The organism is Algibacter sp. L4_22 (assembly GCF_023473045.1).
Classification (GTDB): Bacteria; Bacteroidota; Bacteroidia; order Flavobacteriales; family Flavobacteriaceae; genus Algibacter.
Genome location: NZ_JAMCOK010000003.1, coordinates 36,574 through 57,749 on the forward strand (window position 1 = coordinate 36,574; position 21,176 = coordinate 57,749).

Below are 21,176 nucleotides of genomic sequence, written 5' to 3' on the forward strand. Positions count from 1 at the left end.
AACGAAAAAAACTCAGATATTATCTGAGTTTTTTTCTTAATAATTATAATTTAAACAGCTTAACGGCTATTTCATATATTTTCCTTTTTTACTGCCCTCATACATCACGTATTTTACTAAACGTGATTCTAATTTGGCATTAAAAAGATGAATTTTTCTTGATGGACGTAAACCCACATGTTTTAAAGCCTCGAGGTTAGATGTAATAAACCACGCATCGGTACCAGGATAACTTTGTTTAAGCGTATCTCCAATGTTAGCATAAAACTCCTCCATATCAATATTTAATCGCTCACCGTATGGTGGATTAAAAACCATGTGTAATTTTTCGTCGCCTCCTTTTTGAGTTTTAAAGAAATCTTCATGTTTAATTTCTATAAAATCTTCTAGCTGAGCGTTTATAACGTTTTCTTTAGCTTTAGTTACAGCACTTGGTGCTTTATCGTAACCAATTATTTTATGATGAAAATCGCGAGTCTTTTTAAGTAGCGACTCTTCAATTTTTTCGAATAACTCTACATCCCAATCACTCCAACGCTCGAATGCGAATTCTTTACGCATCAAGTTTGGCGGTATGTTACAAGCAATCATAGCGGCTTCTATTAACATCGTTCCCGAACCACACATTGGGTCCATGAAATCTGTTTGCCCGTCCCATCCAGAAAGCATAATTAATCCTGCTGCTAAAACTTCGTTTATTGGTGCAATGTTTGTTGCTGTTTTATAACCACGTTTATGTAATGAATCTCCAGAAGAATCTAAAGATATGGTACATTTTCTACGATCTATGTGTACGTTTATTTTTAAATCGGGAAATTTTAAATCTACATTTGGACGTACACCTTCGGTATCTCTAAATTTATCGACAACGGCATCTTTCGTTTTTTGAGCAATATAGAGCGAGTGCGTAAATAAATCTGAATGAATAGTAGCATCTACCGCCAAAGTTCCTGTGGCTTTTAGATACTTAGACCAATCCATGGCATAAATTTTATCGTATAATTCTTTTTCGCTGTTTACAGTAAAACTATGAATGGGTTTTAAAATTTTTACGGCAGTACGCAAACCTAAGTTACACTTGTACATAAAACCTTTATCACCTGAGAAAGAGACGTTTCTAATGCCTTTTTTTACGTGATGTGCGCCTAACTGCGTAAGTTCGTCTGCTAATAAATCCTCAAAGCCAAATAAGGTTTTGGCAACCATGTTGAAATTTTCTTCCATTTTTTTCGTCTACGTCTAATAGATTGCAAAAATAACTTAATTTTGCAGAACGCAAGAGATATTAGCGGATAATGGGTTAGGGATTGCAGCGGCATCCTTTTTGCAAAGATTTTAAGACCAAATTTTAAGTTAAACCTTATGTTTTATTGATGTCTGATTCTTTAAATAAATTAAGAACGCTTAGCAAAAAGATATAGCGGAAAGCCCGACCTCGCCTAAAGGCGTGGTAACCTCCAAAAAACAATATGGAAAAACAAGAGACAGAATGGTTTGCTTCGTGGTTCGACACGGTGTATTATCATATTTTATACAAGGATCACGATGATACGGAAGCGCAGGCGTTTATGGAAACGTTGAGCAATTATTTAAACATGCCTGAAGGTGGTAAAATTTTAGATTTAGCTTGCGGAAAAGGTAGGCACTCTCGATATTTGAACAAAATTGGTTTTGATGTTACTGGTGTAGATTTAAGTAAAAACAGTATTAATTACGCGAAACAATTTGAAAACCACAGGTTAAAATTTGAGGTTCACGATATGTGTAACCCTTACCCAGAAACATTTGACGCGGTTTTTAATTTATTTACCAGTTTTGGATATTTTGATGATGAAGCCGATAATTTAAGAACGATAAAAGCTATAAAAGCAGATTTAAATGAATTTGGTTTTGGTGTTATCGATTTTATGAATTCGGAGTTCGTGATTGATAATCTAGTGCCTGAGGAAGTAAAAACGGTAGATGGTATTGATTTTTATTTGAAGCGTTACGTGGAAGATGGTTATATTATTAAAGATATTGCGTTTACTGCGGATGGCAAGGCTTATAAATTTCAGGAGCGTGTACGTGGCTTTACTTTAGCCGATTTTGAAGCACTTTTTGAGCAGGCCGATGTGTATTTATTAGATGTTTTTGGAGATTATAAATTGGGTAAATTTAGTAGAAAATCTTCGGAACGTTTAGTGATGATTTTTAAATAGTCGACTTGTAATCGACATTTATATTTACAGTTGTTTTTTTAATAGAAAACACTTTAACACTCATTTTTGAGCTTATTTTAGATGAATAAATTTATTTTACCCATAATTGCCGTTATAATAGGTGTGCTTATAGCAACCATTACCAAGAGTAATAAATCTTGGAACATGAAGCTTATGCTATCTTTTAGTGGTGCATTTTTATTGGCCTTAACCTTGTTTGAATTACTCCCGGAAGTTTATGAGCATTTACCTTCTAAACAAACGGGATTGTTTATAATGTGCGGAATTTTATTGCAGATTTCTCTGGAGTTATTTTCGAAAGGTGCCGAACATGGGCATGTACATATCCATAAGAACGAAACGGCTTTTCCTTGGTGGTTATTTGTTAGTTTATGCATGCATAGTTTTCTAGAAGGCTTCCCAATACATGAGCATAACGATATGGTTTATGGGGTTTTAGTTCATAAAATTCCGATTGCCACGCTTATAAGTATGTTTTTATTTCAGTCAAGTTTTAGTAAATCTAAAATTGCTATTTTCTTAGTTATTTTTGCTTTAATGACACCGTTAGGAACCTTAATATCGAATACAACAACTTTATCCGAATCGTTTACTCAAAGTATTAATGCCATGGTTATTGGTATATTTTTTCATATTTCGACAACCATTTTATTTGAAAGTAGTGACGGGCATAAATTTAACCTGAGTAAATTTGTAGCTATTATCTTGGGTGTTGGGATTGCTTACTTGATTTAAGAAGCGATAGAAACCTAAATACCAACCACTTAGAATTATGCCTAATTCAAAAAAACACTTTAATGTTTCAATTTGAATTAGACAAAACCTATTTAATACTCTTTATTGATTTTTAAAACCTCCAGGCTAGAATTCGTGATATCTTATTCCCCTGCCCCATACTTATAACTTTAACTTCTGTAGCTCCAAGTTTTTTAAGCGACTTTTGCATCCCTTTTACTAAATCCTTTTTTGAAACTAAGGTTGTAAACCATTCGCAATTTTCTTTATGGAGAGAACTCTCGTATAAATAAGTATGTAAAAATGCTTTTTCGCCTCCTTTATAAGCGAGTTCTGTATTTGTACCCGAAAAATTTCTAACTAATTTATCAGTGCTTTTACCTAAGTTTTTTAATTTTCTTGTAGTCGCTTCATCGGCCTCTTCTTCAGAATTAAAAAATGGTGGATTACAAATGGAAATGGAAAAAGCATCATCTTCCTTTAAAATACCATTAAAAATTTGTGAACTATCTTTCTGATGGCGTAAGACTATAGAATCTTGTAATTTATTTTTATCAATAATTTTTTGCGCATTTTTTAATGATTTTTCATCAATATCTGTAGCAACAAAATTCCAGTTGTACTCAGCATGACCCAAAAGCGGATAAATACAGCTTGCTCCTGTACCAATATCTAATATTTTAATAGCGTCCTTTTCTTTTACTGTTTTTAGTAAATGAACTATATGATGGATATAATCTACACGACCAGGAATTGGTGGACATAAATTCTCCTCTGGAAACTCCCAAAATTTTATACCATAATCTTTAAGTAATAAAGCCGTATTAAGCGCTTTTACCGCTTTTGGTTTAGCGAAATCTATAGTTATAGTTTGATGTCTGTTTTCGAAAACAAATGGTTTTAATTCTGGATATACATTACACAAAGCATCTAAATCGTAACCCGATTTATGTTTGTTTTTTGGGTGAAAGTTTGGAGTAGTTTTGATAATTTTTAATTTAAAGTTTCTATTAAGATACCAACAATACTAATAACTAAGCACAAGGGTGCAAAATAGGCTGTATCCATTTCGCCAAAAGTAGTCTGTTTTACCTTCTTAAAAAAGCCGACATATTTAAAATCTCCAATAGCACGAATAAAAAATAGAATGGAAATAATCCAACCAGTGTATTGCATAATCCAATTAGGCAAATATAGCGCCGTTACAGCCGATTTATAAAAGTAAAAACAGCAAAATGAAAGTAATGCTAAACCAACAATGGCGCTATCTATTTTTTTAGGGTTTAAAACGCGTTCGCCATTTTCTTTTGTTGGTAACGACGCTTCGAAACCAAATTGCCCTCCAAAAAACCAATTAAAATGAATAACCGCGAGCACAAGAAAAACGATACTTAATAGTAAGGAAAAAACAGTTATCATAATTCTTTAATTTAGGGTGCAAACTTAATAATTTCGATCTCGTTTTAATTATTGAAACGATTTCTTTTATCTTCGCCATAAATAAACTTTAAGATGTTAAAAGCTGCAATTTTCGATATGGATGGTGTTATAATAAATAGCGAACCGCTACACCACGCTGCCTACCACAAAATGTTTAGTGATGTTGGTGCTAACATGACTAGTGAACTATACGAATCTTTCACTGGGCAATCTACTTTAAATGTTTGTAAACAAGTTAAAGATCATTTTAACTTGAATGAAAGTCCCGAAACTTTAGTTGCTATAAAACGTAAACATTATGAGTACATTTTTGAAAACGATAAAGATTTCGATTTAATTGATGGCGTTTTAGATTTAATTAAAAATTACCATGCCAATGGCCTTACGCTAGTTTTAGCATCATCAGCTTCTATGCCTAGTATAGAGCGTATTTTTAAACGTTTCGATTTAAACCCATATTTTAAAGCCAAATTAAGTGGTGCCGATTTAAAAGCATCGAAACCTCATCCAGAAATTTTTATAAAAGCAGCCGACGCATCTGGTTTTAAAACTTCGGAATGTATTGTTATTGAAGATTCGACTAACGGTATAACTGCGGCAAATGGCGCCAATATTTTTTGCGTTGGTTATGATAGTGTACATTCAAAAAACCAAGATTACAGTAATGCTAATTTAAAAATTAAAGATTTTACGGCTATCACTTTCGATAAAATCTCAGCTCATTTTTAAGTGTTAACTTATTTATCTTTCTTATTAGGTATAATTATAACCTAAAAATCAATCCTAACATTTCCTTTATTAATATTAGGGATATACTTCTTTGTGCTCTAATGCCAATTATTAAATCTTCATCAATTCTTATCAAATTTTGTATCTATATTTATTATAGCTAACCGTTAAATCTAGCTTATTATAAATTCAAAAAGAGCGTTTCAACTTAAAAAATAAAAATAACTAACTCAATACCAACACACTAAACCCCTTTCGCGTTTTTTGGCACGCTGTTTGCAAATACCTAACTGTATAACATTAAAACATACAGATATGAAAAAGTATATATTCTTATTAGCCGGATTAGTCCTTGCAGGATTCACCGCTAGTGCAGACACAACAACCGCCAACCAAACAAACGAAGCATCAAATATTAACAGAGGTTACGGCAGCTCTTTCATATTTGTTGAAAACGGAATAGAATTTTCGATTTTTGCCGATGGTCAATTCGATTTTAATTTACAACGACAAACATCAAATGTAAATGTATCTTTACATTCTAGAAATCTAGATTTAAGTTTTAACTCTGGATACGATTATAATGCATACGTGCAGTACGATGAGTTTGGTGCAATTATTCAAATAGAAAACACACCTATTTATTACGATTATTACGGTAGAATTTCGCAAGCTGGAAACGTAAACATAAACTACAACAACAATGGTTACATATCTAACGTTGGCGGACTATATGTGCACTACGATCGTTATAACAGATATTCTCACTATACTGGTTTTATAAACGTATATAACCGAGGTTATATTTACCGTCCATGGCACAATTATTACCGCGCGCCATTAGTTAATTTTCGTGTAGTATTTAATCGTCCTTACCGTCAAAATTATGCTCCAGTGCGTTATGTGTACAACCGTCCGTTTTACAACAACCACCGTCCATCATCAGCTATATATAGTCGTCGTGGAAACACTGTTGCCAGAAACCGTAATTACGCTACAGTAAATAGAAGTTCTAGAAACGTTACCAAAATTAACCGTAACACACAAACCAGACGTAATGCAACAACAAATAATAACCGTCGTTACACTACAACATCACCAAATAGAAACTCTAATGCAAAAAGTACAAACCGTAATTATACACAACGCGATAATAGTCGTGTAGCAAGAACAACACCGAACAGAACGGTTACTAAAACAACAACAACAACTACTAGATCTACAAGACCTAGTGCAAACAGCACAAATACTAGAAATGTAAGCCGTGCGAAAATAAATACGGTTTCTAAAAATCCAAAAACATCTAACGCACGTACATATAATAGAAACAGCAATAATACTAGAAGCACGAAACGTGTAGCTACCGTTACTAAAGCACCAAGAACAAGCAATAGTAAAGCCACACAAAGTAGTCGTAAATCTAGCAACAATACAAGATCGACAACCACACGTAGACGATCGTAAAAATTTTGGTTGGTTAGTACGAAAAATCCCTGTGAACCGTTTGCTTCAAAGCAACATCACGGGGTTTTTCATTTTTAATAGTTTGGGGTTGAGATTTGACATAGTTTGATTTTAAACGAAAACGAACTATGCCTAATTATAATTTTATTGATGAATTGTTAAAACTGGATTGCTATGAAGTTTTTCTATAGTTGAAATAATTTTAGATTTACATAAGCCTACCTTTCTAAGTAAATCTGGCTTTTTATCAACCACACACATAATACTACTAAGGTGAGAAATAGCATATTCTTTTAAATTACTTGGCTTTTCGGTAAACTCTAGCCCTACTGATTTATTCGAATAATTTTTTAAATGATTCCTTAACAATTTTATATTTCTACTAGTTTTAACCGTTATAACATCTTTTTTGCCTAGAGCTAAAATATTGATTTCAAAATTGGTGTTTTTAAAGGTTTCTAAAAAAATATCTATTTCTAAAGTTCTTACTGCTTCTTTAAAGGTTGAAGCAATTGTTAGGTTTAGTGTTTTATTAATAGATGCACATGGCGGAACAATTAGTACAGGGCAAGTTCTTATTTCTCCAATAATACTTTGAATATTTTTATTAGGTTTAGCATTACCTTTTAATACTATTAAATCTGCATTTACAGTTTCTATATGTTTTTTAATAGCTTTAACTAAACTTAACCCTTCGGAAATGACATAATATTCATGCTTTGTATTATATCTATTTACGGCATATTCGTCCAGTAAATCACCTAATTGTTGCAAAGAATCTTCTTTAGGTTTTTCAAACCAATCATCATCTGCCTGGAGCATTTCTATAGCGTTTAAACTACCTGTTTCGTAGATATAAACATTAAGAAAATAGAACGAGCAAGCTTCATTCTTGAAGAGTTCTGTTATATAATCTATAGCTTTATAACTATTTTCAGAGAAATCTGTTGGAATTAATATCTTTTTCATCTTTTCTAATTATTTAAGTTTAAACCTCATTAACAATTTATAAATATGCGTTTCGAAAGCTGTACATTCCTGTAATAGGGATTTATACTGTTCTCGCTTTTTTTCATGCAATTTAGATCTTGCTTCATTATATTCTGTTTTGCCATATTCAAATTCATTTTTCAATTCTTGACTGTACTTACAAAATGTACCCATGATTAAAACATTTTTCCGTCGTAATGCTTTAATTAGATTTGAAATAGAAGAACTCTGAATAAGCTGTTTTTCTAATACATTAAAGCAATCTAATTTGTTATTAAATTGCTCTAATGTATAGAGCCAAAGATTTAATTCTCTTAAATCTTTTTGAATGCAAAGTCGCCTTTGATTGTCTATTCTATGTATTAAAATATTATCCAAAAATTATATAAATTAGGTAGTAGGGCTTCTTATAGTGTAAGTCTATCATACATTATACTATAGAGTTCACTTTTTAATCTTCGGTATTTATCAATGTGATATAGATAGCTTCTTCGGTAACTTTCATGCTCTGTGATGTAAACCATATCGCACTGCATATCATCACATTCAATTAAATTAGAACGTACTAAAACATATTTATTCAATGCGTTTAGCAATGTTTCATTTTCTGCCTGTTTTTTAAAAAGCTTATTCAAAATAGAATCGTCCTCAAGTTTTGGGGTTATTACTTTATAAATCCCCGAAAGGTTAACTAATTCTTTTTCAATATAATTTATATGGCAAATCCAATTATCTAACTCGGTTGTGTTAGCCTTGTGAGAGATATCAACATCGGAATCATGATCGTATATTTCTAAATATTGTGCTTTCATTTTTACAGATTTTAAATTACTAGATTTAAACCTTTAACGGTTTCTTCCTGATTTACTCCGGCTATTTTTAAATGATGTTTACCCCCTGGGAAATCCCAAATAATAGTATCACCTTCTGCATAACCAATTAACGCTGCTCCCATTGGAGCTAAAATTGAAATTTTATGCTTTTTAACATCTCTATCGGTAGGGATAACTAATTGTAATGTTTTTTCTAAACCATTCTGGAAAACTAAAGAGACCTTGCTATTAAATCTAATAATATCGATCGGCATATTTTCGTTATCGACTACCTGAGCCTCTTTAAGCTCCTCACTAAGTTTTTGCAAAGAGTTTTGAGTTTCAAAATCTCCTGCGTAACCAGACACATTGAGTATACGTTTTAAATAAACGTATTCCTTTTTCTCTAAAATTAAGCTTCCGTATCTCATTTCATATTTTTTAAATTATGGAAATATTCCTCTTAAAACATAAGCCTTCTCTATACGTTCTATAGCAATACAGTACGCAGCAGTTCTCATGTCCATGGCTTCTCGTTTAGAATATTCATAAACTTTATTAAACGATTCTTTTAATTTTTTATCAAGTTTCACAATAACTTCATCCAATTGCCAAAGCTCGCCATTTCGATTTTGCAACCATTCAAAATAACTCCCAATAACCCCTCCAGAATTACATAAAATATCTGGTATTATAGTCACTCCTTTTTCAATTAAAATTTGCTCACCTTCAACATTTATTGGTCCATTGGCTCCTTCTGCAATAAGGCTTGCTTTTATTTCTGAAGCATTATCTTGTGTGATTTGATTACCCAAGGCAGCAGGAATTAAAATATCGCAATCTATTCCAAAAAAGGTTTCATCTTTAACATAATTAGCTATTGGAAAACCTACAATACTTCCATTATTAGATTTAACGTAACTAAATAAGTTTTCTACTCCAATACCGTTTTTATTTTCTATACTACCAAAAGCGTCTTGCACTGCAACAAGAATGGCTCCCTCCTGCTCTAAAAAATAAGATGCCCAATACCCCACGTTTCCAAAACCTTGCACAATAAACTTTTTGCCTTTTAGTTCTGTTTCATTTTTCTCTGCCCAAAACTTAATAGTTAAAAATACGCCGTAACCTGTTGCCCTATCCCGACCTTCTAAACCACCACTACCTGCAGGTTTTCCAGTAACTACGTGTAAATTAGCCGAACGTTCTGCTGGCGGACGCGTACTCATGTAAGTATCCGAAATCCATGCCATAGTTTGACTATTGGTATTAACATCTGGTGCCGGAATATCATGTTCTGGACCAATATTATCTGCCAAAGCAAAGGTGAAGCGTCTTGTAATACGCTCTAATTCTGTAGTTGAATATTTTGCAGGATCTATCTGAATACCACCTTTACCACCACCGTAAGGCAATCCAGCTAAAGACGTTTTCCAAGTCATCCACATGGCAAGAGCTCTCGCTGCATCAATATCTACAGTTGGATGGTAACGTAAACCTCCTTTATAAGGCCCTAATGCGTTATTATGTTGCACCCGATATCCCGTAAAAATTTCAACCTCGCCATTATCCATTTTTACAGGAAAATGTACAATAATTTCGTTATTGGTTATGCTCAATATTTTTCGAATATTTGGATGTAAATCAATTTTATCTGCCGCACTATTAAACTGATTCATGACATTATCCATCATGCCTCTTAATGGTTTTTTTAGTGCTTTTTCACTTAATTCTGCTACTTCTATCATTATTTTAAATTTTAGGAAGAATTATATTTTTATTTCGTTAGCGGCTAAAGCTTTTTCTAAACTTATAGAAATATTATATACCGTGTTAAAAAATCGCTTACCATCTTTACGCTTTACACTAACTCTTGTATTTCCATCGTTAATTGTTTCCACATCTGTTACAACAACTTCTTCTCCTAAAGCCCCTTTATAATCTGCAACTCCATTTCTTTTTATTATGAAATTTGCTCGTGGAAATTTGATATATTTATACTTACTTGTTGAAGGATTTCCAATCTCAATAACATCGCCTACTTTTAAAGTTACCGATTTACTCATAGCATCTTGAGCATTCATACTTAAGCTACCTAAGGCTATAAAACCTGCTAATACATACTTTTTCATTATTAATTGTTTTTAAAATTAAGCCATCATCAATGGTGATGGATTTTTAGAAGTTTCATCTACATCTCTTTGTAGCATGATAATAGTTTCTGAGTTTTCCTCATCGTACTCACTACAAGACCAAACTTTATCCTTTTGCGCTGTTAATACACAGGTGTTTTGATGTATACAGCTTGGACATATATTAAATCGATTTGCATTCATTTCTATTATGTTTTGTATTACTATTCCATAAAAGGCAACGTTTGTGCCATTAGGATTAATAAAAAACATGTAAATACTTAAAGCCCTTATAAACAAAGAGCTTTATTGATTTTTTTTATAAAAAGTATGATTTTTAATCGGTACAAAATTCCCCAACCGAGAGAAAATGTATCAGTAAGAAATTTTATTCAGATAGCTTTTGACGAATCGTTTTTCTATCTATTTGAAGAATTTGGGCTGCTTTAGTTTTATTATTACCTGTTGCTCGCAACACTTTTTCGATGTGTTTTTTTTCGATAACCTTAAGAGGCTCTAAGGTGTCATCTATTAAATCTAAAGTGTATTTTAAATGCTCTGGCAAATGCTCCAAATCTATAATTTTATCGCACATAATGACAGCACGCTGAATTACGTTTTCTAGCTCTCTAATATTACCAGGCCAATTGTAACGGTTTAAAACAGATAGTGCTTCGGGCGTTATTTTTATAAATCTATCTTTATACTCCACTCCATATTTAAAAAGAAATTTATCTACTAATAAAGGGATATCTTCCTTACGTTCTCGTAACGGAGCAACATGTATTTCAACCACTGTTAATCTATAAAATAAATCTTCTCTAAAGGTTTGTTTCTTTATCATTTCGCGTAAATTGCCATTGGTAGCTGCGACAATTCTAACATCAATTTTTTCAGCCTTTTGGGCACCAACTTTAACAACTTCTTTTTCCTGTAAAACACGCAACAATCTTAACTGAGCTGCAACCGAAGCATTCCCTATTTCATCTAAAAAAATGGTACCACCATTAGCAGCTTGAAAAAAACCATCCCTATTAGCATCAGCACCTGTAAAAGCACCTTTTACATAACCAAACAATTCAGCTTCCAATAGGTTTTCGGGTATAGCACCACAATTCACAACAATAAAAGGTGCTCTAGAAAATTTACCTTCATAGTGTATAGCGCGCGCAACGAGTTCTTTTCCCGTCCCACTTTCGCCATTTATAAAAACGGTAGCTTTATTGTTTTTTACGCGTTCAATAATTTGAATAACATCATTTATTTTTTCCGAATTCCCTATAATATCTCCATACGCTTTGTTTTTTTCTTCGGAAGATTTAATCACTTTTGGATTATAATCTTCAGATGTTGCCATAGATTTATTTATAGCCGTTTTCAGCTCATCCCTAGTGAATGGTTTCGTTAAATAATCTACTACTCCAGATTTTATAAACGACAGCGAATCTTGAACAGAAGGATAACCTGTAACTACTAATTTTGGTAATTTAGGATAATGCTCTGAAACAAATTTTATTAACTCCGCTCCATCTATTTCGGGCATTTTTAAATCTGTTATTAGTAAATCAATCTTTGTATCTCGTAAAATAATTACCGCTTCTTTTACCGAAACTGCTTTATAGGTATGGTAATTCCAAGATTGCAAATGGCGTTGTAATAGTTCTAAAATATCAACATCGTCATCAACAATTAATATGTTTTCTTTACGTAAATGCATGCCTTAAGTTTTTGGTAACGTAATTGTAAATATAGCACCTTTACTCGATCTATTCTCCGCTTTCAGGGTTCCTTTATGAGAAGAAACAATACCATGAACTACACTTAAGCCAAGACCAGACCCATCTTCCATTGACTTTGTAGTGAAAAAAGGTTGAAACACTTTTTCTAATGCTTCGGGGGTAAACCCTGAACCTTCATCTGAAATTCTCAGAATAATATCAGTTTTAGTTTGTAAAGCTTCCATAGTTACCAAACCTTCTTTCGGGGAAAAATAAATAGCATTCATTAATAGGTTGAAAAGAATTTGGGTAAGTTGGATAGGATCTGCTTTAAGCCATAAAGTCTCATCTTCAATTTTCACAAGATATTTAACCTGCTCCTTTCTAAAGGACGCATCTAGTAAATCGATAGCGCTTTTAATAATAGGCACAAGATTAACGCGTTTCATTTCTTGAGGCATTTCGCAAGCAAAAAACATCAACTTTTTTAAAACTTCTCTCGAAAAAATAGCATTATCAATAATTTTATTTAAATCTCCAGAAACTTCTTTATTGCTTTCAAAATTAGATTTTAATAACTCCGCAAACCCCAAAATATTAGCTAAAGGTGTATTTAATTCGTGTGCAATTCCTGCGGTTATTTCTCCAAGTATCCCTAAACGATCGGCATGTTCCATGCGTTTTTTTAAAGCCGCTTCACTATTTTGAATCTCGATGCGTTCAAATAAATCCCCCACCTTTAAGGCTATATTATCGAGTAATAATTGTTCTTCTTTTAAAAAATCTTCATTTTTAAAGATGGTATCGTTTAAAGTGCAAACTATGCTTCCTTTAACTTCATTAAATATTTTAATTTCAGATTTAATTAAAACTCTACTTTCTGTGTGTTTTTTCGTCTGTATGGATAAAGATTTAACCGTGATACAAACTCTTGTTTTTTCAGGATGTAAAAATGCTTTTTGAAGACTTTTTGCAATAACTTTTAAAGTAATCTCGATATCCTCGAAATTTGCATTACTTATACTAGATGAAACCTCGTAGAGACAAGTAAGTTCTTTTATCCGTTCCTTTAATGCTTCATCTGTTGTATTACTCATTTTCTGAAATTTTTATTAAAAAAGAAAACCTCTATCCAATACTATTGTTTAGTAGCTCCTATAATATATCCACCACACTCACTCCATTATTCTTTTTAGTAATTTGAATTTGGGTAGAAATACGCTCTTTTAAATTTTCAACGTGAGATATTATACCAATCATTTTACCCTGCGATTGCAAAGTTTCTAAAGTAGAAATAACCGTTTCTAAAGTGTTTTTATCCAAGGTTCCGAAACCTTCATCAATAAACAACGAATCGATTTTTACGTTTTTACTAGCCAAATCAGACAAACCAAGAGCCAAAGCCAAACTAATAATAAACTTCTCACCACCACTCGATGTATCTACTAATCTAGCCTGATCCGTTTGGTAATGGTCTATTAAATTAAAATTAAGTTCCTCTTTAGGTTTGTAAGCCTCTTCCATTTTTAAAGAATAGCGCTTATTTAATTTAAACAAATGCACATTGGCTAAATCTAGTAAGTGCTTTAAAGTTAAGCGTTGCACATATACGTTAAAGGCATCTTTAGAATTCCCTATAATTTTAAATAGCTCTCTCCAAACGTTACAAACCGTTTCTTGAGCATCTATTTTTTTATAGATTTCTTTATTACGATCTCTAATTTCTTTATCCTTTCTAAATGCTTGTTTAATTTCTCCTTTTTCGGATAAAAAAGCTTTATTTTTAGCGTGTAAACCTTCTAAAGCGAGCTTACTTTCCTCTTCCGATATTTCGAAGTTTTTAGATGTATCTAAATCCGCTTTTGCTTTTTCGTTCGATTCTTTATAAGCTTTTAAACGAAGTTGCTTTTCCTTTATAGCTTCTTTATTTTTTGTGAATCTCACCAGAACCTCTTCTGGCAATAACGCTTGCTGAACAGCCTCACGTTTATCAAAATCACTGTTTTTTAATTGTGTTTCAAAGGCTGAATTTAAAGTTTCAAATTTCTCCTTTAAAACCAATTGCTCTTTATTATTCACTATTTTTAAAGCTTGCTTTTTGTTTTGTAAATCTAAAAACTCTTGTTGTTTTTGCTTACTTACTTCAACTTTTTTAGCTAAAGTTATTCGCTCTGTTTGTAAAAGCTTTCGCTTATGCTCTACGGAAATATTAATAGATAAAAGCGCTTTACGCTGGGTTGTTAATTCCTCTATTTTATCCACACTTAGCGCTATAGTTTTAGTACAATCCTTTTCAGCTTTAAGCTGTACTTCTAACTTTTCCTTACTGTTTTCTAATTTGGTATGTATTACTGTGACCCCCGATTTTAATTCCCCTAAATTCTTCTCCTTTTTATTAAAATTAGCAATTAAATTTTTAAGGTTTTCAATAAACACATTATTATTTTCAAAAGCTGGCAACTTATAACCAAACTTAGATAACTTAGTTGTTAATTCCGTTTCTAATGTATTGCAAGCCGCCTGCAAAACAATAATAAGCTTTTGTTTTTCTACAATATCATTGCTGCTATTTTTGTTCTTTTCAACAAGTGTAACGACACCAGTTTTTATCTTGTTAAGCGCCTCACTTTGTTTTTTAAAAGTGTCGACTAGTTTATTTTTTTCCTCTTGTAATTGTTGAGCTACTTTTAACTTTTCGTCTAATAATAAAATGTCTTGTGTTACTTGTTTAACTTCACTTTCAATTTGAGCGGTATTCGATAACTCACAGTCTATATTTAATTGTTTTGCCGATACTTTTAACGCCTTTATTTCTTCAATAATTAAACCATTTCGTTGCTTTAAACCATCGACAGTTGTAAGTATTGCGACTTCGTTTTTATCTAATTCATTTAATGATAAATTTAAAGTTTGAAGTTTATCTTTTCGTTTATTGAGTTCTAATTGTGATTCTGACACCCCAATAGACTTTAAATTCTCTGTAAACGGATGTTCTAATGAACCGCACAAACCACAAGGTGTTCCTTCAGTTAAACTCTGACGATCAGCTTCATATTTAGAAATACTTTTCTCTAAGTTTAAAATTTTATCCGCATCTGCAACCGACTTTTCTTGAGCTTCAATTTGTTGATTAACCGCTTGTATTTCCTTTTTACTAACCTCTAATGCCTTTGCAAGCGCTTTTTGTTTAGTTAATAAATCGGTTTGTTCTTTTTCAACTTTAAGTATTTGCTCAGAAAGTGTTTTAAACTGTTTCCAGTTTGTTTCTTTAGTAGCTAATTTGGTTTTAGTCGCTAGTAAATCGGTTAAATTATTTTTAGATAATTTTAAAGTGATCTCAGCTAATGACTTTTCTGTTTTTTCAATTTCGGCAGTTTCAACTTTTAGTAATTTATTCCCCTCTTTTAAACGAGCTTCTGTTTTTTCTACCTCTTCTTTTTTAACAGAAACAAAATCTTGAGCTTCTTTTAAACTTTCTTTTTTAGCTTTTAAAGCAGTTAATTCACTTGCCCAATTGGATATTTGTAAATCAACATCCTTCAATAATTTATGCTCAGAAATAAAGCTTTGATCTATTTTTATTTTAGCTTCAGTATCCGCTAAATCTTTATTCAATTTGGTTTGCTCTTCTCTTAAAAGCTTAATTTGTTTGGCTAACGCTTCTAATTCTAAAATTGATTTTTGCTTATTTTCAGCTTCATTTTTAAGTTTACCATCTAAGCTATTTATAGCATCAAATTTTGGTAACCAATCCGCAAACGTTTTGTCTGCCACATTTAGCAAATCCGTTTCTTTTTGAGTTTGTGAACTTAATTTTTCAATCTCTGGTTTTAAGGTTTTAAGTTCAGACTCTAAACGTTCTAATTGTTTAGATTTATCGACAGACTCTTGCTCTGTTCTATTTAAATTCTGAAGTAACTCTTTAAAAGGTGCTGCCTTTTCATTTAAATCTAACTGTTCTAATTCTTGTTTATGCTTTTCAACAAATAAATTTACCTCCTTAGATTCTATTTCTAACTTTTCCGATTCATCAAGTATTTTCTGGAATTTCACATACCATTCTACAATATTTTGAGTGGTTTTTATCTCCTTTTCAATCTTTAAAACTTCGGTATCGAGTGCTTTATCTTTTTGAGTTAAAGCAATGTTAGCTTCTTCTGATAAAACATCATCAGAATTAATTCTAGACTGAATATCTTTAAGCGCATTTTCTTCTTTAGCTTTTCGTTCTTGAATGCCCTGCCCTATTTTTTTATATATTTCTTCGCCTGTGATTTGCTCTAACAACTTCCCTTTCTCCGGGCCTTTAGCTGTTAAAAATGAAGCGAATTCACCTTGAGCCAACATTACAGAACGTAAAAACTGATTGTAATCTAATTGGGTTACTCGAACTACTTCCGATATTAAACTTCTTTTCTGACTGGCTAAAATATCGCCCGTTGTTAAATTCTTTAAACTAACTTCTTCCTTCGGATTCTTATACTTTTTACCAGATTTATCGGCAACCTTCATACCCCAAAAGGCATCGTAAATTACATTATCGTTTTCAAAAGTAATTCTACTAAAAGCATCATGAGCCCCATGACTCACAACATCTATTAATGATCCTTTTGTTCCATTAAACCTTGGTACATTGTGATATAGCGCAATAGTTACAGCATCTAAAATAGTTGTTTTACCCGCTCCAGTAGAACCAGTAATCGCGTATAGACCAACATCTTTAAACTGTTCACTTTCAAAATCTATTACTATAGAAGAATCAGATTTTAAAGAATTTATATTTTGTAATTCAATTTTTAAAATTTTCATATCTGTCTGCTCTTACTGATTTTTAACAGCGTGTAAAATTTCATTAAAAGCATCTTCTACTTCAGGCCTACTTTCTAAATCGAAACCAATTTCTTTACATTTCAACTTGAAAACTTCAGTTGGTAATAATTCTTTAATCGATTTTGTTTCTTCTAACAACTCCTCTATTCCTTTTTGTTTTCGTAGATTTTTTAGAGCTGTTTTTAATATTTCAAAAGGATATTTTTCGGCGGCTTTATTTAGATCTTCAGTATTAACAGTATGTGTTTCATTTAATACAATTTCTACCCAAGGTGTTAATTCATAAGTATTAGAAGTAATACTTGGAAACTCATCAATACATTCAGGTATGCTACCTGTTAGCTTATAAAACTCCCTAAAACGTGGAACTATAACATCTTTAATGGTACTGATTTTATTGCCTTCAACAGTTAAAATAACAATCTTTTTATCATAATTAATTTCACTGAAACTTAAAATATTTGGAGATCCAGAATAGCGTACTTTATCATTCCCACCAATAATTTGGGGTCTGTGTAAGTGTCCTAAAGCTATATAATCGAAATAAACGGGGAAATCCTGAGCACCTATATGGCCCAGTGTTCCTACGTAAATATTTTGCTCACTATCCGAAACCGAGCCTCCTGTTGCAAATAAATGCCCCATAGCTATAACAGGAGCATTACTCATATTTATCAATTTACATTGCTCGGCAGATGCCTTATAATGATTAATTAGTGCTGTTTTGTATTTATCGGTGAGCTCATCGAAAGATTCTCCTGCAACGGCACGCCTAATATCACCATCACGTAAATAAGGAACGGCTCCTATAATTACTTTTTCACCATTAACATCAACTTCAAAAACCTCATCTTCAATATTTTCCGTAGCTTTTCCTACTACTTTTATTGCCAAAGCATTTAATATATGTTTGGGTGCATTTAAAGTACCTGCCGAGTCGTGATTTCCGCCAGTAATAATTATTGATTTGCAACTTGTCGTTTTTAACTTCACTAAAAAACTATAGTACATTTCTAAACTCTGGTTGGATGGTGAACCTGTATCGAAAACATCTCCAGAAATTAAAAGTACATCTATATTTTGTTCAATGATGTACACTTCAATCCAACTTAAAAACAAAGTTTGTTCGGCAACTTGAGATTGTTCATGCAATCTATGTCCTAAATGCCAATCGGCTGTGTGAAGTATTTTCAAATGATTTATATTTTTAGCGTATTCAAAATACTATGATATAAATAATTTCATACCATCGTTATTCAACGAATTTAGAGAAATAAAAACTCAAAATCAAGTTTATTCTAAACCTTCAAATACTTTTGAAGTAACTTAGAAATATCTTCAGAAAATTTAAATTTAAAAACAACAAAGCCATAAAGAACAGCTATTAAAATGGACTTTAATGCAATGTTTAAAATAGGATGAAATGGAAAATCCCAGAAATAAAATATTAAAGTACAAGCACCTATAAACAAACCTATTTGAAGTGTTTTAGCAGAAAATGGTGAGATTTTAAATTTCTTATAAACAAAATATAATTTAATAGAATTGTATAAAAACACAGCTAAAAATGTAGCTAATCCTGCTCCATTAATTCCAAGAACCGGAATAAACAACATATTAAAAACTACCATAACAATTACCAAAATAACACCTAAAACAAGTACCATTCTATAATAATCACTATTAAAAAGAATAGCGTTATTGCTTCCTAAAAGGGAATCGTAAAGTTTTACAACACTAATCATAAAAACCACATAAAGCCCCTCATTAAATTCCTCTGGAATTATTAGATATAACTGATTAATATTTAAAACTATTAATAAAAAAATGAAACCACCAACAATAAATAGGTTTAACGAACTACGTTTATACAAATCTTCTAGAGTATCATAATCGCGTTCATTTAATAACTTAGCCGTCATTGGCATTAATAATTGATGCATAGACCGTTGTGGTACCGCAATAACTGCAGTTATAAAAATAGCTACATTATAATACGCAATTTCTTTAATTTGAATATAGTGGCCGAGCATCACTTTATCAACGTCTAAAAGAGAGGTAGCAATGGCTCCTGCTATAATTATTAATCCAGAATATTTTAAAATCCGGCTTAAATTTTTAATCTTTTTAAAGGTTAATTTTGGAAATTTTAAAGTGAAAGCATACACCTTCATAATCAACATTCTAATAAAATAAATAACAGCCAAACCAGCCATAAATTGCTCTAAATCTATATACTTATAATAAAAAGCAAATAGTAATAACATGCTACCTACACGATGAAAGACTTCTTTCATAAAGTTACCAAAAACAGTTTGCATTTGCACTTTCGCCCATGAAAAAAACAATTCAAAATAAGCTAGTGAAATAGCAATAACAACCGTATGCCATAAATATTTTTTGATTATCGGGTTTTTATTCGCCAATAAATCGCCAATAAAATCATAACCGAAATATGTGAGTAAAACAATAGGAATAATGACCGCAATAGGCATTAACAACATGAGTGTTAAAAAACTATTTAATGATTCTCGTGTTTTAAAAGTAGTATAAAACTTAACCAAAGAATTATACGCACCAAAAGACATTAATGGCATAATAACATAGGCTAAAGAAAGCATATAGCCAACCATACCATAGTTATCGTCGCTTAAAATTTTGGTGTAAAGAAATAAGGTATTTATTGCTCCAATTAAAAACCCCAAATAGGTAGAAACTATATTTTTAAAAGATTGAGAAGCAACTATGCCCATTATTTTTATAAAATTTCAATGTTAAAACTATAAATACCGATGTTTATTATATAGATTCTCAAGGCTTTTTTAAAACCGAAACTAGTTTGGAAGTTAAGTTTTTTCTACTATATTTTTGCAAGCCAATAGCATGCATCTGCAAACTTTTATTTTGATAGCTCTTATAATACGCGAAGATAGTCGATTTTAAGGATTTATAATCTGTGTAATAAAAGTAGTTTCCTGTATTGGTTTCTTTAATGATGCTTTCCACATCTGTATCTTTTGGACCTAAAGCCAAAATTGGACGATTAGAAACCATGTATTCAAACAATTTACCAGGAATAATACATTTTGTTTCTTCGGAATCAATTTCAACTAATAATAAAACCTGTGAACTTTTTTGATAAGTAATTGATTCTTTATGTGATACATAACCAATGTTATTCACGTAATCAGTCAGTCCATTTTTTTCAATAGACTTTAAAACGGTTTCGCTAACGGCTCCAACAAAATTTAACTGAAAATCTTTAGAAAACATTTCGTTCTCATTTACTAATTCTGCTAAAACTTGCCATAAAATTTCAGGATTCCGTTTAGACAATAATGACCCAATATGTGCTATTGTGAATTTAGTATCTAGTGGTTTAGTTTCAGCCGTTTCATAATCGTAACCATTCGTAATGACTTCAATTGGCTTATCTGTTATGCTTTCAAATTCAGTTTTTGTAACCGAACTTGTCACTAAAATATCATCGGCTGTTTTTAAAACCTGTTTTTCTAAAGCCTTATGTTTTAGCTTAGAAGTTTCTGTTAATTTTAATTGCTTGTGATAACCAATAGTTGTCCATGGATCGCGAAAATCTGCAATCCATTTCACACCACATTTCTCTTTTAGTTGCAAACCTATAAGGTGTAAACTATGCGGTGGGCCGGTAGTTATTATAGTCGAAATATTTTCTTTTTCAATATAATCTAAAAGATAGGCTACGGATGGTTTTACCCAACTTTTACGAGCATCGGGAATAAAGAAGTTTCCACGAATATAAAGCATCGATTTTTCAATAAAACTTTGAGTTTTTTGTTCTGGAATAATGCCTTTACTAATGGTATTAGATGATTTTTTTGAAAATAAACTAGCCAATTTATACGGTTCGTTTATAGGCTGTTTTAAAATAGTAATGTCTTTTGAAACTTCCGGAATTAAGCTCTCATCAATTAAAGGATAATTTGGGTTTTCTGGAATATAAACAATAGGCTCAACATCAAATTCTGGCAAGTATTTTACAAACTTTAACCAACGTTGCACTCCTGGCCCACCTGCTGGCGGCCAATAATACGTTATAATGAGTACTTTTAATTTCTTCATTTT

At 31.8% G+C, this 21,176-nt stretch carries 20 protein-coding genes; 4 read left to right on the forward strand and 16 right to left on the reverse strand.

Features of this window, described 5'->3' with window-relative positions; translation table 11 throughout:
* Positions 1-66: 66 nt before the first annotated feature.
* Positions 67-1,224 carry a class I SAM-dependent RNA methyltransferase gene (locus M4I23_RS08295; protein ID WP_158851352.1) on the reverse strand — a complete coding sequence of 386 codons (1,158 nt, stop codon included), beginning with the start codon at positions 1,222-1,224 and terminating at the stop codon, positions 67-69.
* A 245-nt stretch (positions 1,225-1,469) separates the two neighbouring features.
* On the opposite strand from M4I23_RS08295, the gene M4I23_RS08300 reads away from it, so the two are divergent.
* A complete protein-coding gene (locus M4I23_RS08300; protein ID WP_158851354.1) occupies positions 1,470-2,201 on the forward strand; it encodes a bifunctional 2-polyprenyl-6-hydroxyphenol methylase/3-demethylubiquinol 3-O-methyltransferase UbiG in 732 nt (243 codons plus the stop codon).
* 81 nt (positions 2,202-2,282) lie between these two features.
* On the forward strand, positions 2,283-2,957 hold the full coding sequence (locus M4I23_RS08305) for a ZIP family metal transporter (protein ID WP_158851356.1): 675 nt from the start codon (positions 2,283-2,285) through the stop codon (positions 2,955-2,957).
* A 112-nt stretch (positions 2,958-3,069) separates the two neighbouring features.
* Here the strand turns inward: M4I23_RS08305 and rlmF are convergent, their stop codons facing one another.
* Together rlmF and M4I23_RS08315 are read right to left on the reverse strand one after the other, a co-directional pair.
* Positions 3,070-3,945: a 23S rRNA (adenine(1618)-N(6))-methyltransferase RlmF gene (gene rlmF, locus M4I23_RS08310; RefSeq protein ID WP_368736179.1), complete on the reverse strand. Its 876-nt coding sequence runs from the start codon at positions 3,943-3,945 to the stop codon at positions 3,070-3,072.
* Between the two features lie 5 nt (positions 3,946-3,950).
* The gene (locus tag M4I23_RS08315) at positions 3,951-4,376 is read right to left on the reverse strand and encodes a DUF3995 domain-containing protein (RefSeq protein ID WP_249754090.1); all 426 of its coding nucleotides are present in this window, start codon (positions 4,374-4,376) and stop codon (positions 3,951-3,953) included.
* Positions 4,377-4,469: 93 nt separating this feature from the next.
* Between M4I23_RS08315 and M4I23_RS08320 the strand changes: the two genes are divergently transcribed.
* On the forward strand, positions 4,470-5,126 hold the full coding sequence (locus tag M4I23_RS08320; protein WP_249754091.1) for an HAD family phosphatase: 657 nt from the start codon (positions 4,470-4,472) through the stop codon (positions 5,124-5,126).
* Positions 5,127-5,441: 315 nt separating this feature from the next.
* Positions 5,442-6,590, forward strand: coding sequence for a hypothetical protein (locus M4I23_RS08325; RefSeq protein WP_249754092.1), 1,149 nt, complete (start codon positions 5,442-5,444; stop codon positions 6,588-6,590).
* A 144-nt stretch (positions 6,591-6,734) separates the two neighbouring features.
* Here the strand turns inward: M4I23_RS08325 and M4I23_RS08330 are convergent, their stop codons facing one another.
* The 13 genes from M4I23_RS08330 to M4I23_RS08390 all read right to left on the reverse strand — a co-directional run bounded on the left by M4I23_RS08330 (position 6,735) and on the right by M4I23_RS08390 (position 21,173).
* Entirely contained in the window at positions 6,735-7,559 is an 825-nt protein-coding gene (locus tag M4I23_RS08330) for a universal stress protein (RefSeq protein ID WP_249754093.1), read from the reverse strand.
* 9 nt (positions 7,560-7,568) lie between these two features.
* Positions 7,569-7,958 (reverse strand): hypothetical protein, encoded by a 390-nt coding sequence (locus M4I23_RS08335; protein WP_249754094.1) that lies wholly within the window; start codon positions 7,956-7,958, stop codon positions 7,569-7,571.
* A gap of 29 nt (positions 7,959-7,987) precedes the next feature.
* Complete coding sequence (locus M4I23_RS08340; RefSeq protein WP_249754095.1) at positions 7,988-8,392, reverse strand: hypothetical protein; 405 nt, start codon at positions 8,390-8,392, stop codon at positions 7,988-7,990.
* An 11-nt stretch (positions 8,393-8,403) separates the two neighbouring features.
* Complete coding sequence (locus tag M4I23_RS08345) at positions 8,404-8,823, reverse strand: GreA/GreB family elongation factor (protein WP_249754096.1); 420 nt, start codon at positions 8,821-8,823, stop codon at positions 8,404-8,406.
* A 15-nt stretch (positions 8,824-8,838) separates the two neighbouring features.
* Complete coding sequence (locus M4I23_RS08350; RefSeq protein WP_249754097.1) at positions 8,839-10,140, reverse strand: Glu/Leu/Phe/Val dehydrogenase; 1,302 nt, start codon at positions 10,138-10,140, stop codon at positions 8,839-8,841.
* A 21-nt stretch (positions 10,141-10,161) separates the two neighbouring features.
* Positions 10,162-10,524 (reverse strand): hypothetical protein, encoded by a 363-nt coding sequence (locus tag M4I23_RS08355; protein ID WP_249754098.1) that lies wholly within the window; start codon positions 10,522-10,524, stop codon positions 10,162-10,164.
* An 18-nt stretch (positions 10,525-10,542) separates the two neighbouring features.
* The gene (locus M4I23_RS08360) at positions 10,543-10,728 is read right to left on the reverse strand and encodes a hypothetical protein (RefSeq protein ID WP_249754099.1); all 186 of its coding nucleotides are present in this window, start codon (positions 10,726-10,728) and stop codon (positions 10,543-10,545) included.
* A gap of 184 nt (positions 10,729-10,912) precedes the next feature.
* Positions 10,913-12,241: a sigma-54 dependent transcriptional regulator gene (locus M4I23_RS08365; protein ID WP_249754100.1), complete on the reverse strand. Its 1,329-nt coding sequence runs from the start codon at positions 12,239-12,241 to the stop codon at positions 10,913-10,915.
* Positions 12,242-12,244: 3 nt separating this feature from the next.
* Positions 12,245-13,339: a sensor histidine kinase gene (locus M4I23_RS08370; protein WP_249754101.1), complete on the reverse strand. Its 1,095-nt coding sequence runs from the start codon at positions 13,337-13,339 to the stop codon at positions 12,245-12,247.
* Positions 13,340-13,397: 58 nt separating this feature from the next.
* Positions 13,398-17,051 carry an AAA family ATPase gene (locus tag M4I23_RS08375; RefSeq protein ID WP_249754102.1) on the reverse strand — a complete coding sequence of 1,218 codons (3,654 nt, stop codon included), beginning with the start codon at positions 17,049-17,051 and terminating at the stop codon, positions 13,398-13,400.
* 12 nt (positions 17,052-17,063) lie between these two features.
* The gene (gene sbcD / locus M4I23_RS08380; RefSeq protein ID WP_249754103.1) at positions 17,064-18,266 is read right to left on the reverse strand and encodes an exonuclease subunit SbcD; all 1,203 of its coding nucleotides are present in this window, start codon (positions 18,264-18,266) and stop codon (positions 17,064-17,066) included.
* 104 nt (positions 18,267-18,370) lie between these two features.
* Positions 18,371-19,825: a lipopolysaccharide biosynthesis protein gene (locus M4I23_RS08385; RefSeq protein WP_158851368.1), complete on the reverse strand. Its 1,455-nt coding sequence runs from the start codon at positions 19,823-19,825 to the stop codon at positions 18,371-18,373.
* Positions 19,826-19,883: 58 nt separating this feature from the next.
* On the reverse strand, positions 19,884-21,173 hold the full coding sequence (locus M4I23_RS08390; protein WP_249754104.1) for a glycosyltransferase family 4 protein: 1,290 nt from the start codon (positions 21,171-21,173) through the stop codon (positions 19,884-19,886).
* Positions 21,174-21,176 lie beyond the last annotated feature (3 nt).

What these genes read in the sequence shown, in the direction of transcription:
- M4I23_RS08300 (WP_158851354.1), top strand. Translation starts at nt 1,470, where the DNA reads ATGGAAAAACAAGAGACAGAATGGTTTGCTTCGTGGTTCGACACGGTG.
- M4I23_RS08305 (WP_158851356.1), top strand. Translation starts at nt 2,283, where the DNA reads ATGAATAAATTTATTTTACCCATAATTGCCGTTATAATAGGTGTGCTT.
- M4I23_RS08325 (WP_249754092.1), top strand. Translation starts at nt 5,442, where the DNA reads ATGAAAAAGTATATATTCTTATTAGCCGGATTAGTCCTTGCAGGATTC.
- M4I23_RS08385 (WP_158851368.1), bottom strand. Translation starts at nt 19,825, where the DNA reads ATGGGCATAGTTGCTTCTCAATCTTTTAAAAATATAGTTTCTACCTAT.
- M4I23_RS08370 (WP_249754101.1), bottom strand. Translation starts at nt 13,339, where the DNA reads ATGAGTAATACAACAGATGAAGCATTAAAGGAACGGATAAAAGAACTT.
- M4I23_RS08320 (WP_249754091.1), top strand. Translation starts at nt 4,470, where the DNA reads ATGTTAAAAGCTGCAATTTTCGATATGGATGGTGTTATAATAAATAGC.
- M4I23_RS08315 (WP_249754090.1), bottom strand. Translation starts at nt 4,376, where the DNA reads ATGATAACTGTTTTTTCCTTACTATTAAGTATCGTTTTTCTTGTGCTC.
- M4I23_RS08390 (WP_249754104.1), bottom strand. Translation starts at nt 21,173, where the DNA reads ATGAAGAAATTAAAAGTACTCATTATAACGTATTATTGGCCGCCAGCA.
- M4I23_RS08345 (WP_249754096.1), bottom strand. Translation starts at nt 8,823, where the DNA reads ATGAGATACGGAAGCTTAATTTTAGAGAAAAAGGAATACGTTTATTTA.
- M4I23_RS08350 (WP_249754097.1), bottom strand. Translation starts at nt 10,140, where the DNA reads ATGATAGAAGTAGCAGAATTAAGTGAAAAAGCACTAAAAAAACCATTA.
- M4I23_RS08375 (WP_249754102.1), bottom strand. Translation starts at nt 17,051, where the DNA reads ATGAAAATTTTAAAAATTGAATTACAAAATATAAATTCTTTAAAATCT.
- M4I23_RS08330 (WP_249754093.1), bottom strand. Translation starts at nt 7,559, where the DNA reads ATGAAAAAGATATTAATTCCAACAGATTTCTCTGAAAATAGTTATAAA.
- M4I23_RS08360 (WP_249754099.1), bottom strand. Translation starts at nt 10,728, where the DNA reads ATGAATGCAAATCGATTTAATATATGTCCAAGCTGTATACATCAAAAC.
- M4I23_RS08340 (WP_249754095.1), bottom strand. Translation starts at nt 8,392, where the DNA reads ATGAAAGCACAATATTTAGAAATATACGATCATGATTCCGATGTTGAT.
- M4I23_RS08355 (WP_249754098.1), bottom strand. Translation starts at nt 10,524, where the DNA reads ATGAAAAAGTATGTATTAGCAGGTTTTATAGCCTTAGGTAGCTTAAGT.
- M4I23_RS08365 (WP_249754100.1), bottom strand. Translation starts at nt 12,241, where the DNA reads ATGCATTTACGTAAAGAAAACATATTAATTGTTGATGACGATGTTGAT.
- M4I23_RS08295 (WP_158851352.1), bottom strand. Translation starts at nt 1,224, where the DNA reads ATGGAAGAAAATTTCAACATGGTTGCCAAAACCTTATTTGGCTTTGAG.